This is a genomic window from Erythrobacter cryptus DSM 12079, assembly GCF_000422985.1.
Taxonomy (GTDB): domain Bacteria; phylum Pseudomonadota; class Alphaproteobacteria; order Sphingomonadales; family Sphingomonadaceae; genus Erythrobacter; species Erythrobacter cryptus.
This window is the reverse complement of sequence record NZ_AUHC01000001.1, coordinates 431,349-444,024: the sequence shown is the minus strand read 5'-3', so window position 1 is coordinate 444,024 and position 12,676 is coordinate 431,349. Positions and strand designations below refer to the sequence as shown.

At 68.0% G+C, this 12,676-nt stretch carries 13 protein-coding genes; 1 reads left to right on the top strand and 12 read right to left on the bottom strand.

Going from position 1 to position 12,676, the window contains the following annotated elements; genetic code table 11:
• The first annotated feature begins 63 nt into the window (after positions 1–63).
• Entirely contained in the window at positions 64–1,791 is a 1,728-nt protein-coding gene (locus G524_RS14715) for an AmpG family muropeptide MFS transporter (protein ID WP_051220838.1), read from the top strand.
• Here G524_RS14715 and G524_RS0102155 read toward each other — a convergent pair.
• From G524_RS0102155 to radC, 12 genes are all read right to left on the bottom strand, one after another.
• Positions 1,788–3,089, bottom strand: a complete 1,302-nt coding sequence (locus G524_RS0102155; RefSeq protein ID WP_027442234.1) for a bifunctional folylpolyglutamate synthase/dihydrofolate synthase — start codon at positions 3,087–3,089, stop codon at positions 1,788–1,790. The genes G524_RS14715 and G524_RS0102155 overlap by 4 nt on opposite strands.
• A 6-nt stretch (positions 3,090–3,095) precedes the next feature.
• The gene (gene accD / locus G524_RS0102150) at positions 3,096–3,947 is read right to left on the bottom strand and encodes an acetyl-CoA carboxylase, carboxyltransferase subunit beta (protein ID WP_027442233.1); all 852 of its coding nucleotides are present in this window, start codon (positions 3,945–3,947) and stop codon (positions 3,096–3,098) included.
• A complete protein-coding gene (gene trpA / locus G524_RS0102145) occupies positions 3,944–4,738 on the bottom strand; it encodes a tryptophan synthase subunit alpha (protein ID WP_027442232.1) in 795 nt (264 codons plus the stop codon). Before trpA ends, accD begins: the two co-directional genes overlap by 4 nt.
• A complete protein-coding gene (trpB, locus tag G524_RS0102140; protein ID WP_027442231.1) occupies positions 4,735–5,949 on the bottom strand; it encodes a tryptophan synthase subunit beta in 1,215 nt (404 codons plus the stop codon). The genes trpA and trpB overlap by 4 nt, the downstream gene beginning before the upstream one ends.
• Complete coding sequence (locus G524_RS0102135) at positions 5,946–6,575, bottom strand: phosphoribosylanthranilate isomerase (protein WP_027442230.1); 630 nt, start codon at positions 6,573–6,575, stop codon at positions 5,946–5,948. Before G524_RS0102135 ends, trpB begins: the two co-directional genes overlap by 4 nt.
• An 11-nt stretch (positions 6,576–6,586) precedes the next feature.
• Positions 6,587–7,102: a GNAT family N-acetyltransferase gene (locus G524_RS0102130; RefSeq protein WP_027442229.1), complete on the bottom strand. Its 516-nt coding sequence runs from the start codon at positions 7,100–7,102 to the stop codon at positions 6,587–6,589.
• Positions 7,103–7,104: 2 nt separating this feature from the next.
• Entirely contained in the window at positions 7,105–7,467 is a 363-nt protein-coding gene (locus tag G524_RS0102125; protein ID WP_027442228.1) for a bleomycin resistance protein, read from the bottom strand.
• A gap of 9 nt (positions 7,468–7,476) precedes the next feature.
• Complete coding sequence (pyrF, locus tag G524_RS0102120) at positions 7,477–8,151, bottom strand: orotidine-5'-phosphate decarboxylase (RefSeq protein ID WP_027442227.1); 675 nt, start codon at positions 8,149–8,151, stop codon at positions 7,477–7,479.
• On the bottom strand, positions 8,148–8,522 hold the full coding sequence (locus tag G524_RS14710; protein WP_051220837.1) for a LapA family protein: 375 nt from the start codon (positions 8,520–8,522) through the stop codon (positions 8,148–8,150). The genes pyrF and G524_RS14710 overlap by 4 nt, the downstream gene beginning before the upstream one ends.
• An 86-nt stretch (positions 8,523–8,608) precedes the next feature.
• Positions 8,609–9,919: an adenylosuccinate lyase gene (gene purB, locus G524_RS0102110; RefSeq protein ID WP_027442226.1), complete on the bottom strand. Its 1,311-nt coding sequence runs from the start codon at positions 9,917–9,919 to the stop codon at positions 8,609–8,611.
• 78 nt (positions 9,920–9,997) lie between these two features.
• Positions 9,998–11,881 carry an acyltransferase family protein gene (locus G524_RS16210; RefSeq protein ID WP_051220836.1) on the bottom strand — a complete coding sequence of 628 codons (1,884 nt, stop codon included), beginning with the start codon at positions 11,879–11,881 and terminating at the stop codon, positions 9,998–10,000.
• A gap of 2 nt (positions 11,882–11,883) precedes the next feature.
• Entirely contained in the window at positions 11,884–12,618 is a 735-nt protein-coding gene (radC, locus tag G524_RS0102100; protein ID WP_027442225.1) for a RadC family protein, read from the bottom strand.
• Positions 12,619–12,676: the final 58 nt, after the last annotated feature.

Here is a 12,676-nt window from a genome sequence, read left to right as displayed (position 1 = left end):
CGCTTAGTGTGCCATGAAATCGGGCCAAGGCAAATCGCTGCCTTGCCAAGCACGGGATCGACCATGGCCGAAGCCGCCCCCGAAAACCTGTCCGCCGCGCGCGCGCGCCTTGGGCGCTGGCTCATGCTGCTGGCGGCACTGCGCCACCCCAAGACTGGCTTCATCCTGCTGTTCGGCTTTGCCAGCGGGCTGCCCTATGCTCTGCTGCTGGGCACGCTCTATGCCTGGCTGACCGAGGCCAAGGTCGATGTCGAGACCATGGGCGTATTCTCGCTGATCGGCCTTGCCTATGCCTTCAAGTTCCTGTGGTCGCCGGTGCTTGACCGGGTCGATCTTCCGGGATTGCGGCGTCTGGGCAAGCGCAAACAGTGGATCGTCAGCGCGCAGGTGTTGCTGGGGGCAATCCTGGTGACGCTCGCGGCGCTTGATCCGCTCGCCTCGCTCGGCCTGTTCTCGCTGCTCGCCGGAATCGGGGCCTTCGCCAGCGCCACGCAGGATGTGGTGATCGATGCCTGGCGCGTCGATGTGGCGGACGAGGTGGCAACGATCGACATCCTCTCCACCGTGTTCCAGATGGGCTATCGCATTGCTGCACTGGTGGGCGGGGCGCTGGCGCTGTTCATGGCCGAGCGGCTGGGCTGGCCGATGGTGTATGCCAGCATGGGAACGATCCTCCTGGTCGTGGGCCTGCTCGGCCTGATGGCGCCCGATGCGACCCGCAGCGCTGCGGTGTTGGAGCGGGAGCGCGCCAATCTCAGCACTCTGCGCCGTGCCGGGCAGATCGAGCCGCGGATCCGCGCGCTGGCGCTCGGCGCGGTCGGCCTGCTGTGGGGCTGGGCACTGGTGACGGTGCTGGTGTTCATGGTGCGGTCGCTGACGGCGACCCCTGAAACGCGGCCCGATTCGACCGAATTCGTCAGCCAGATGGGCCCGCTGATCGTGATTGCGACCGTGGTGATCCCCGGCCTGATCGCGGGCTGGCTGGAATCGATGCGCAAGCAGGGGCGGCATGTCCTGACTGCTGATGCACCGGCCCGCACCGGCTTCGACACCGCGCTCGATCACGGCTACCGCGCGCTCATCCTGCCGCTTGCCGAGATCATCGGGCGGCTTGGCTGGGCTGCGGTGCTGGTGATCGCGCTGGTCCTGTCCTACCGCATCACCGATGCGATCTGGGGCAGCTTTGCCTACCCGTTCTATCTGGGCGAATTGCAATATTCCAAGGATGAGGTGGCGATCGCCTCCAAGTTCTTCGGCGTGGCCGCGCTGCTGGTGGGCCTTGCGCTTGGTGGCGCGCTGCTGTCGCTGATCGGGCGAATGACCACGCTGACCTTTGGCGCGGTGATCGCCGCGCTGACCAACCTGCTTTATGCCGATCTTGCCATCGGCGGCGCGCGGATGCAGGCGGCGAGCGACTTCATTGGCTTCACCCGGCTTGCCGGCCTGTTCGGCGCCGATGATCGCATGGCCCGGCTGATGCTCACCATCGGCATGGAAAACATCGCCGTGGGCATCGCCGGGGCGGCCTTCGTCGCCTATCTCTCGAGTGTCGTCGCCAAGGGCTACAGCGCGGTGCAATATGCGCTGCTCTCCTCGCTCACCATGCTGGTGGGCACGTTGGGGCGCCCGGCGTTGGGCCAGATGATCGAGGAGCGCGGCTATTTCGATGTTTTCGTGCTCACCACCGCGATCGGCGGGTTTGCGGTGGTGCTGTGCCTTGTCGAATGGGCGCGCCAGGCCCGATCGGGCCGGGCCGAGAACGCACCCCCGCCCGAGCCGGAACTGGTCTAGAGCGGCAATTCGTCGTTGAGCCGCAGCACCTCGCCGGCAAGATAGAGCGAGCCGGTGATGAGGATGGGATAGCCATCGGTCGGCAGGCGCAGCAGCGCTTCGGCGACATTCGGCGCGGCCCGCGCCTCGGGGCCGAAGGCCTCGGCCGGGTGGCAATCATGCCCGGGCACCGGAACGACCAAAAGGCTGCGGATACGGCCCGCGAGCGGATCGATGATCGCGCGCGGGTCTTTCCCCGCGATCATCCCGATGACGAGGTGGAGCGGCCCATCAAAATGGCCTGCGATGGCAGCGCCGGCGCTGGGGTTGTGCCCGCCATCGAGCCAGACCGGCTGATCAGGGGCAAGCGCGGTGAGCGGGCCGGGACCAAGACGCTGCATCCGGGCGGGCCAGCGCGCGGCGCTTGCCCCCGCAACGATCGCGGCCTCGGACACGGTGAGCCTGTCCTGGATCGCCAGCATCGAGACCGCAAGGCACAGGTTGAGCGCCTGGTGGGCACCCGCCAGCGCGGGGATGAGCGGCACCTCGGTGTAGTCCTCCCGAAGAAGGCTCGCGCGGCCGTCGAACGCGTAGCAGTTGGTGAAGCCCTCGTGCAGCACCGCCCCGGTGCGGGCGGCAACCGCGCGGATCGTCTCCTGCGCTTCGGGCGGATAGGTGTGATGGAGCGTTGCCAGCGGCACGCCCGCCTTGGCGATCCCAGCCTTTTCAAAGGCGATGCGCGCCATCGGCGCTTTCGGCACGCCGTCTTCGGGGGCGAGCAGGAAGCGCTCGTGATCAAGGCCGAGCGCGGCGATCCCGCAGGCGGCAAGCACCTGCGGCTCGAGCACATTGGTGGCATCAAACCGCCCGCCCATGCCGACCTCGACCACGCAGGCATCGGCAGGCACGCGGGAAAAGGCAAGGAAGGCCGCGGCGATGGTCGCCTCGAAGAAACTGGGGCCGAGATCGACGCCGGCATCGAGCACTTCGGCAAGGACGTCCGCCAGCATCGCATCGGAAATTAGTTCGCCCGCGAGGCGGATGCGCTCGTTGTAGCGCACCAGGTGGGGGGAGGTGGTGACGTGAACCTTGTAGCCTTGCGCCTCGAGCATCGCGCGCAGGAAGGCGCAGGTCGATCCCTTGCCGTTGGTGCCGGCGACATGGAAGGTTGGCGGCAAGCGCCGGTGCGGGTTGCCGAGGTGCGCAAGCAGCGCCGTGATCGTCTCCAGCCCGAGCCGCCCCTGTGGCAGGCTCAGGGCCGCGAGACGATCGAGCTCAGCCTGAACGCGCGGATCGTCCGAGCGCCCGAAGTCGCGCATCGGCAGCTAGGCCGCCTTGACCGGCCGCAGATAGTCGAGCAGCTGGCCGAGCGTTGCCTTCAGCTCGCGCCGGTGCACCACCATGTCGACCATCCCATGCTTGTGCAGATATTCGGCGCGCTGGAAGCCCTCGGGCAGTTGCTCGCGGATGGTGTCCTGGATCACCCGCTGTCCGGCAAAGCCGATCAGCGCGCCCGGCTCGGCAATGTGGATATCGCCGAGCATGGCATAGCTTGCCGTCACGCCCCCGGTGGTGGGATCGGTGAGCACCACGATATAGGGAAGCCCTGCGGCCTTGAGCCTGCGGGTCATCACCGTGGTGCGCGGCATCTGCATCAGGCTGAGGATGCCCTCCTGCATCCGCGCCCCCCCGGCGGCGGTCACCACCACATAGGCGCAACCTCGATCGAGCGCCTTTTGCGCGCCCTCGCAGAAGGCCTGGCCCACGGCCATGCCCATCGAGCCGCCCATGAAGCCGAAATCCTGCACCCCCACCACCGCCGGGCGGGTCTCGATGAAGCCCGAGCCGACGACGAAGGCATCCTTGTGGGGGCTTGCCGCACGCGCGGCCTTGAGCCGGTCGGTGTATTTCTTGGTATCCTTGAACTGGAGCGGGTCTTCGGCGACCTCAGGGATCGGCAGCAGCTCGAAGCCCGGATCGAGCAGCAGCGCGAGGCGCGCATCGGCGCTGATGCGACCGTGATGTTCGCACTTGGGGCAGACCGAGAGGTTGCTCTCGTAATCCTGGACGAACAGCATCTCCTGGCAGGACGGGCACTTGATCCACAGGTCCTTCTCGGTGGTCTTCTTCTGCGAGGAAAAGCCGAGCGAATTGCGGACGCGGGTGAACCAGTTCATGCCAGTTGCTCCTGACGGGCGGTGTGGACCGCATGGGCGAGGGCTGCGGTGAGTTCCCTTAGGCGGGCCGGCGCCTCGGCGCCATGCGCGCCGCACAGCTCCACCAGCGCCGAGCCGACCACGACGCCATCTGCGACCCTGGCGATCGCCCCGGCCTGTTCGGGTGTGCGCACGCCGAAGCCCACTGCCACGGGCAGGCTGGTGGACTGCTTGATGCGCGCGACATTGGCGGCGATGCTCTCGATGGCTGCCTGCTGCTTGCCGGTGATCCCTGCGACCGAGACATAGTAGAGGAAGCCTTGCGAGCCTTCGAGCACCTGCGGCAGGCGCGCGGCGTCAGTCGTCGGGGTGGCCAGGCGGATCGGGGCGATGCCACGCGCGCGCAGCGCCGGGCCGAGCGCGTCGTCCTCCTCGGGCGGAATGTCGACGCAGATCACGCCATCAACACCCGCTTGCGCGGCGGCTGAAGCGAACCATTCAGGGCCGCGGCGCACCATCGGATTGGCATAGCCCATCAGCACCAGCGGCACGTGCGGGTGCCGGGCGCGGAACTCGGCGGCGTAGCGCAGCACATCGGCCGTCGTCGTCCCCGCGCTCAAGGAGCGCAGATTGGCGCTCTGGATCGCCGGGCCATCGGCCATGGGATCGGTAAACGGCATGCCCAGCTCGATCACATCCGCCCCGCCTTCCACCAGCGCATCGAGATTGGCCGCGGTGTCGCCATCGCCTGCGGTGATGAAGCAGACGAGCGCGGGGTGGGCCTTGCCAAAGGCAGTGGCAAGGCGGCTCACAGCGCCACCCCCAGCCGCTCCGCCACGGTGAAGATGTCCTTGTCGCCGCGCCCGCACAGGTTGGCGAGGATGATCGCGTCCTTGGGCATCGTCGGCGCGACCTTCTTCACCGCCGCGATCGCGTGGCTCGGCTCGAGCGCGGGGATGATGCCCTCGGTGCGGCACAAAAGCTGGAAGGCATCGAGCGCCTCCTCGTCGGTGACGGCGGTGTAATCGACGCGGCCGCTTTCCTTCAGCCACGCGTGCTCCGGGCCGATGCCGGGGTAGTCGAGCCCCGCGCTGATCGAGTGGCCTTCGGTGATCTGGCCGTCCTCGTCCTGCAGCAGATAGGTGCGGTTGCCGTGGAGCACGCCGGGCGAGCCGCCGAGCAGGCTCGCCGCATGTTCGTCGCCATCAAGGCCATGGCCCGCCGCTTCGACACCGAGCATCTTGACCGACGGATCATCGAGGAAGGGATGAAACAGCCCCAGCGCGTTCGATCCGCCGCCAATCGCCGCGACGAGCAGATCGGGCAGGCGCCCCGTGCGCCCAAGCATCTGTGCGCGGGCCTCGCGCCCGATCACGCTCTGGAAGTTCCTCACCATTTCGGGATAGGGGTGCGGGCCCGCCGCGGTCCCGATGATGTAGAAGGTGTCGTGGACATTCGCGACCCAGTCGCGCAGCGCCTCGTTCATCGCGTCCTTGAGCGTTGCCCGCCCGCTGGTTACCGGCACCACCTCGGCCCCCAGCAGCTTCATGCGGAACACGTTGGGCGATTGGCGCTTCACGTCCTCGGCGCCCATATAGACCACGCAGGGCAGGCCAAAGCGCGCGCAGACCGTGGCGGTGGCGACGCCGTGCTGGCCCGCGCCGGTCTCGGCGATGATGCGCCGCTTGCCCATGCGGATCGCGAGCAGGATCTGGCCGATGCAATTGTTGATCTTGTGCGCGCCGGTGTGATTGAGCTCGTCGCGCTTGAACCACACCTGTGCTCCCCCAAGCTCCTCTGTCAGCCGCGGGGCGAAATAGAGCGGACTCGGGCGGCCGACGTAATGTTCGAGCAGATCGTTGAATTCGGCCTCGAATGCCGGATCGGCCTGTGCCTTGCGGTATTCGCGCTCCAGCTCGAGCACCAGCGGCATCAGCGTCTCGGCGACATAGCGCCCGCCGAAGGGGCCGAAGTGGCCGCGCTCATCCGGCATGGTGCGGAAGGAATTGAGAGGCGTGTTCATGACCGCGCGGCTTTGCAGAAGGCGGCGATCTTGTCCACGTCCTTGATGCCCGGCGCGCTCTCCACCCCCGAGGAGGTGTCAACCAGCGGTGCCCCGGTGAGCCGGATGGCCTCGGCCACATTGGCAGGGTTGAGCCCGCCGGCAAGGCCCCAGGGGGTGGGCCCGCGATAGGCGGCAAGCAGGCTCCAATCGAAACGGGTGCCATTGCCGCCCGGAAGCGCGCTGGCCGGAGCATCGAACAGCAGACGATCGGCCGCGCCGGCAAAGCGATCGGCCTCGGCGAGGCTCTCGGCGCTGCGCACGCCGAGCGCGCGCCAGGCGGCGATGCCGGTCTCGGCGCGGAAGCGGGCGATCAAATCGGGTGGCTCGGCGCCGTGGAACTGGATGATGTCCGGGCGCACCCTTTGCACCGCCTCGGCAAGCAGAGCGGCCGAAGGATTGACCAGCAGCAGCACCGCCTTGACCTGCGGCGGCACCAGCGCGCGCAGACGTGCGGCCTCGGCCAGTTCAAGGTGGCGCGGACTCTTGGCGAAATGGACGAAACCGACATGGCTTGCCCCGGCGCGCAGCGCAGCGGCAAGGGTTTCGGGGGTGGAAAGCCCGCAGATCTTGACGAGGGTGGCCATGCCCCGCGCCTCTAGGCGGCTCGAAGCGGCTTTGCCAGCACCGCGAAGGTGATCGGGGGATCGCGCAGCACCGGGAAGGGGCGGGTTTCGCCGGTGCGGGCATAGCCGCACCGCTCATACCAGGCGATCAGCGCAGCGCGGCTGTCGATCACGGTCATTTCCATCGCCGCAAGGCCGAGCGCGCGGGCATGGGCCTCGGCCGCATCGAGCAGGCGCCGCCCGAGGCCTGCCGATTGCAGATCGGGCCGCACGCACAGCATCCCGAGATAGCCGAGCGCTGCATCCTTGCGGGTCACGGCCACGCAGCCGATCAGCGCTTCGCCATCACGGGCCGTGAGGATGGTGACGGCAGGATCGGCCAGCATCGTCTCGAGCTCGCCCGGAGCGATGCGCTCGTCATCGAGAATATCGGCCTCGTGGTTCCATCCCTGACGCGCCGAATCGCCGCGATAGGCCGCTTCGATCAGTGCCTTGAGAAAAGGTGCGTCGGCAGGGGTGGCGGGGCATATGGCGACGGTTTGCGTCATGGTCAGTCGTTCTGGATCAGGCGCAGCAGGGTGCCGTCCGGGTCGATCAGATAGGCGATGGTCAGCCCGCTCGGGTCAGGCGCGGCGGGGTGATAGCGCGGGATGCCATGGCGCGCATCGGGCACGCCGCTCGCCTCCACCTGCCGCATCATTGCGGCCAGATCATCAAGCCTCAGACAGCAACTGAACGAGGACTGGTAGGGGTCGAGATCGGGGTAGGGGAAGAACTCCAGCTTCACGCCCCCGCGCGACAGAATCATCCACCCGTCCGAGCGGTAGTCCTCCTCGAACCCGAGCTTGGCGTAGAAAGCCGTTGTCGCGCCGAAGTCGCGCGCGGGCAGGTTGGGAGTGGCCTCGTCCGCCATGCGCTGGTTCTAAAGCGTCGCCTCGATCGCCCGGGCCGCTGCCACCGGGTCATCTGCGCGGGATATGGGCCGGCCGATGACGAGCACGCTCGCCCCGTTGTCGCGGGCTTGGCGCGGCGTCACGACGCGCTTCTGATCGCCCGTGCCGTTCCCGGCAGGGCGCAGGCCGGGAACGACGAAGAAACCGTCCTTCCACGCCTTCTTCACTATGCCCACTTCCTGGCCCGAGCACACGATCCCGTCGAGCCCGGCGGCATGGGCAAGCTCGGCGAGGCGCATCACCTGGGTCTCGGCGCTGCCATAGACTCCGGTGCTGGCTAGATCGGCTGCATCGAGGCTGGTGAGCATGGTCACCGCCACCACCTTGCAGCCTTCGGCGGCCGCTGCCTTGGCATCCTCCATCATCGCCCGGCCGCCGCTCGCATGGACGGTGACGATCGCCGGCTCATAGACATGGATCGCCTGCATCGCCCGGGCCACGGTGTTGGGGATGTCGTGAAATTTCAGATCGAGGAAGATCGGCAACCCGCAATGGGCAATCTCGTGCACCCCGTGCCCGCCATGGGCGCAGAAGAACTCGAGGCCCAGCTTGACCCCGCCGATATGCGCCTTGACCTTCTCGACCAGCGCCTTGGCCGGTGCGAGCTGCGGCACATCGAGCGCAAGATAGACCGGATTGCTCACGCGCCCTCGCCCTCGCTGCCGGGGGGAACCGGGGCGAGCGGCCCCGGGCCTTGCCCACCGCTGTTCCCGGCGTTTTCCACAGGGCTTTCATCCGCGGCCGCCTTGGCCGCGGCAGCCTCGTTGGCGCGGGCGAGCGCGGCCTGCTTTAATGAGTTCTCCAGCGTGCGGATGCGGCGGTTGAGGCCCCAGGCGATGCTGCGGTGATAGGCCCACATGGGAAAGAAGCCCGCAGCAAAGGCAATGAGCGCGAGCATCGGCACCTTGGTTTCGAGCACCAGGTTCTGCCACAAGGTCAGCTCGACCGGCTGCCAGTTGTAGATCGCGAAGATCAGGAAGCCCAGGGCTGCCAGAACCCAGGCAATGCTGCGCAATATCCTCACGCCTTGCGGCCCTCCCTATGCTTGCGTCCCCCGTGCCAGCCTAGGCAATTTGCCCGGCTTGTCCAGCGCTGCCCGGTTCAGCCGAAGACCCGCGCGAAGATCGTATCGACATGCTTGAAATGGTAGCCAAGGTCGAACAGCGCCTCGAGCTCTTCGGGTGAAAGCGCGGCGGTGACCTCACCATCGGCCTTGAGCAGATCGAGAAGCTTGAGCCTGCCGCCCGATTCCCACACCTTCATGGCATTGCGCTGGACGAGGGCATAGGCCCCCTCGCGGCTCACCCCTGCCTGCGTCAACGCCAGCAGCACCCGCTGCGAATGGACGAGCCCGCCCATGGCATCGAGGTTCTGCTGCATCCTTTCGGGATAGACGAGAAGCTTCTCGATCACGCCGGTAAGCCGGGCAAGCGCGAAATCGAGCGTGATCGTCGCGTCCGGGCCGATGAAGCGTTCAACCGAGGAGTGCGAGATGTCGCGCTCGTGCCACAGCGCGACATTCTCGAGCGCGGGCAGTGCATAGGCGCGCACCATCCGGGCAAGGCCGGTGAGGTTTTCTGTCAGCACCGGGTTGCGCTTGTGCGGCATGGCGCTCGAGCCCTTTTGCCCGGGGGCGAAATATTCCTCGGCCTCGAGCACCTCGGTGCGCTGGAGATGGCGGATCTCGACCGCGAGCCGCTCGATCGAGCCGGCGATCACCGCGAGGGTGGCAAAGAACATCGCATGGCGATCGCGCGGGATCACCTGGGTGCTGACCGGCTCGACCCTGAGGCCAAGCTTTTCGGCAACATGGGCCTCGACCGCCGGATCGATATTGGCAAAGGTGCCGACCGCGCCCGAGATGGCGCAGGTGGCAATCTCCGCGCGCGCCGCCACCAGCCGCGCGCGGCAGCGATCGAACTCGGCATAGGCCTGCGCCAGCTTCAATCCGAACGTCACCGGCTCGGCATGGATGCCGTGGCTGCGGCCGATGGTGGGGGTGTATCTGTGCTCGAAGGCCCGGGCCTTGAGCGCGGCGAGCAGGGCGTCAAGATCGGCGATCAGGATGTCGCTGGCGCGGGCGAGCTGCACCGCAAGGGTGGTGTCGAGCACGTCCGAGCTGGTCATGCCCTGATGCATGAAGCGCGCCTCCTCGCCCACCTGTTCGGCGACCCAGGTCAGAAAGGCGATCACGTCATGCTTGGTCACCGCCTCGATCGCATCGATCGCGGCGACATCGATCGCGGGGTTGGTTGCCCACCAGTCCCACAGCGCCTTGGCCGCGCTCTTGGGCACGACGCCGAGTTCACCGAGCTTTTCGGTGGCATGGGCCTCGATCTCGAACCAGATGCGATACTTGGCTTCCGGCTCCCACAGGGCGGTCATGGCAGGGCGGGCGTAACGGGGGACCATGCGCGACTCCGGTATGGCGGTTTCGGGCGCGAGCGGTAGGCAAGGGGGGCGCGCAAGGCAAGGCCGCCCGCGGCGCGCCTAGCGGCGCAGCAAGGCCGGATCGATCTGGGAGAGCACCCGCGCGGCGGCGGCATGGGTGAGGTGGCTCTCGTCCCAGAAATTGAGCCGCCCATCCTGGACCAGCAGGCAGTGCCCATCAGGGCACAGGGGCGCGGCGGCATCGACATAGACAAAGCGCGGATGGCGCGCGGCAAAGGCCTCCAGCGCAGCGTTGAGGCGCCGCCCTTCGGCGCGGCTTGCCGGAAAGGCGCGGGGGCAGGCGACATTGGCATAGGCCCGGCAACGCAGCCAGCCCCCTGTGAGGGCTCCGCCGGCGGTTTCCGGGGTGGGGGCATTGCCGATGATCACGATCCGCACATCGGCAGGCAGGCGCGCGGCGAGCCGCTCCATCGCCCGAAACAGGTGCGGCTGGCCGGCACCATAGGTTGTCCCCAGCGGCACGTCGGACCCGGCCGGATAGAGCCAGCGCTGCCAGCGCTGGCCCCAGATCACCAGGCGCACCTGGCGCGTCCTTACCACGGTCTCGAGCGCATCGGGCAGGGCGCGGCAGGCCGGTTCTTTCGGATCGCCGGGCGCGCGGCTTGAAAGCCCACCGGCAGAAAGGCAGCCTAAGGCGCTGACCAGCGCGCCCCTGCCAAAACGCGCGCGGGCCGCGCCGAAATAATGCCCGGCATGGCTGTCCCCATAGAGCACGAAGGCCAGCGCACCGTGCTCGGGCACCACCATTTCCGCCTCGGCATCGGCAGGACGCAGGCCCTCGAGCCGCTGCGCCAGCGCCGTGCTGCGCGCGGGCAGCATGCCGAAATAGGCGGCAAGGCCCGTCCCCAGAGGCATGGCGATTCCCGCGGCGCAAGCCATCACCAGCAAGGCCGGGCGCGCGAGTCGCTGCCGCTGGCGCACCGGCTGTTCGATGAAAATGTGCGAGAGCGCGCCGAGGCCCACCGAAGCGGCGATTCCCGCCAGCAGCAGTCCGGGGCCAAGCGGGCCGAAATGGACATATTGCAGGAAAGCAAGCACCGGCTGGTGCCACAGATAGGTGCCATAAGAGACGAGCCCGAGGCCCACCAGCGGCCGCCAGCCGAGGAGGCGCGCGGCAAGGCCACCCGCTTGCGCAAAGCGCAGCACCAGCGCGGCGCCGATGGTGGGCAGCAGGAACAGCGGCCCCGGCGCTGCCGTGCCCGGCCCGATCAGCGCGAGGCCAAGCGCAATCAACCCAAGCCCGGCAAGCGCGAGGCCATCGCGTGGGCGCTCCGGCGCAGGTGCCAGCGCGAAGGCCGCCCCCAGCATCAACTCCCACATGCGCGTGGGCAGCAGGTAGAAGGCCCCGAGCGGCCAGCGCGGCGCCAGCCACAGTGCCAGCGCGAAGCTCGCCAGCCCCAGCGCCGCGATCGCCGGCAGCACCATCCGCGGCCGCCAGCGCCACAGCCCGAGCAGCAATAGCGGAAAGAGAATGTAGAACTGTTCTTCAACCCCCAGCGTCCAGGTGTGGAGAAGGGCCCGGTCGCCCTCGGCGCTGTAGAAATAATCGGTGCCGCGCGCGAATTGCAGGTTCGAGGCAAACAGCGCGGCGGCCACCAGGGCCTTGGCAAACTGGCGAAAATCGAGCGGGGTGAGGATCGCCCAGGCCGCGATGCTGCTGACCATCAGCATCACCGCCAGCGCCGGCACAATCCGCCGCAGCCGCCGCTCCCAGAAGCGCCACAGGCTGAACCTGCCTTCGGCAAGCTCGGCGGCGATGATCCCGGTGATGAGATAGCCGCTGATGACGAAGAACAGATCGACCCCGGCATAGCCGCCGGGCAGCCAGGCGGGATCGGCATGGTGCACCACCACCGGGGTGATCGCCAGCGCTCGCAGCCCGTCGATCTCCGGCCGGTGGCGGGCGGCGGCCGGGGCGCCCACCTTCAGATCAGGCCCTTGGCCCTGAGGCTCACATGGCCCTCGCGCCCGATGATCACGTGATCGTGAACGGTAACGCCGAGCAGGCGCCCGGCCTCGGCGATGCGCTGGGTGATGTGGATATCGGCCCGGCTCGGCTCGGGGCTGCCCGAGGGATGGTTGTGGACGAGGATCATCGCGGTTGCCCCAAGGTCCATCGCCCGGCGGATCACCTCGCGCGGGTGTATGGCGGCCTCATCGATCGAGCCATCGCCGACATGATGATCCTCGATCAGGCGGTTTCTGGCATCAAGATAGAGCACCCGCACCCGCTCCACCGTCAGATGCGCCATGTCGGTGGCAAGATAATCGAGCAGCGCCTGCCAGCTCGAGAGCACCGGCTTGCCGACAATCGCGCCGCGGGCCATGCGGCGCGCGGCGATTGCGACGGCCTTGAGGGCAGCGGCGCTGCTTTCGCCCACGCCTTTGACGCGCTGGAGCGCCTTGGGATCGGCATTCAGCACGCCGGCCAGACTGCCGAACTGGGCAATCAGCGCCTTGGCGATCGGCTTTGTGTCCCCCCGCGGGATCGCGGCAAAGAGCAGATATTCGAGCACCTCGTAATCGGCGAGCGCCTCGGCCCCGCCGGTGAGCAGCCGGGCGCGCAGCCGGGCGCGGTGGCCTTCTCCCGCCGCCTTGCCGGCCTCGCTGCGGGCGGGCGGCGGCGTGCCGAAATCGAAACCCTGTTCCGCCTCAGCCATTTGACCTCCGGATCAGCCGCGCCACCGTCTCGCTCATTGCCTTTGCGCGATGATGCGC